1 pseudogene is annotated in these 883 nt (G+C 61.7%); it reads right to left on the bottom strand.

Annotated elements, in window-relative coordinates:
• Positions 1 to 390: 390 nt before the first annotated feature.
• Positions 391 to 678, bottom strand: a pseudogene (locus ACO1BU_RS37805) (DDE-type integrase/transposase/recombinase); the annotation flags it as partial.
• Positions 679 to 883: the final 205 nt, after the last annotated feature.

Here is an 883-nt window from a genome sequence, read left to right as displayed (position 1 = left end):
TGCAGGATCTCGCCACGCAACTTGAGCCCGAGGACGGTCGCCTCTGGATCTACGACACCGATGATCGCGCGACGCTCAAATTCACCGAGCACGGCATCGAAAGCCTCAAGGAACTCTGCCTCGACCATAAGCGGTGAGCGCGGTCAGCACGTCTGCGCTCGATAGCCCGCGGCCCCGGCCGGATGGATACGTCTCTCCAGCTCCCTCGAGGATTTCTGCCGTCGGGTCCGGCAAGGACTGTCCAATGCCACATTCGAGCAGAAGCGGTCCCTGGTCGAACTTCTGATCGACCGGGTGATCGTCAGCGATGGTGAGGTCGAGATCCGCTACGTAATGCCAACGGACCGGGCCAGCGAGCAGGTCCGATTTTGTCATTTGCGATTGGACTATCTCCACTATGTTATTGAGGAACTTGCATTGCCGCAGGCGGGAGAAACGCCACAGCTTGCCTTCCTCCTTTAGCTGCCCGATGGCACACGGGTAGGCCGGGTTCTTGTCCACCGTGATGGTGCGTGGGTTCACCGTATGCGGCTGCCCCAGCGCCTTGCGGAAGAAGCGCTTGGCGGCCTCGGCGTCCCGCTTGGCCGAGAGCAGGAAGTCGATGGTCTGCCCACGGCTATCCACCGCGCGATACAGGTACATCCAGCGGCCCTTCACCCGAACGTAGGTCTTCTCTATCCCGGCCGTGCCGGTCAAGGCGCTTTTATCTCATCCGAGTAGCTCCTCCCTCTGCGATGCTCGCCTGCTGCATTCCATGCGTGGCTTGCCCTCTCGTTGCCTGCCTTCGTCGTGACGTGGTCCCTGAGGTGACAGTCTTCTCTACGTGCTCAGCGCCATCGGCCGGCACAGGATGGGGTCGGTCAGGTGGCCCGGAGCGATCTCA

Origin of the sequence: Roseomonas chloroacetimidivorans (assembly GCF_049629625.1) — a bacterium.
Taxonomy (GTDB): Bacteria; Pseudomonadota; Alphaproteobacteria; order Acetobacterales; family Acetobacteraceae; genus Roseomonas; species Roseomonas chloroacetimidivorans.
The sequence above is the reverse complement of the archived record's forward strand: the minus strand, read 5'-3'. Positions and strand labels throughout refer to the sequence as shown.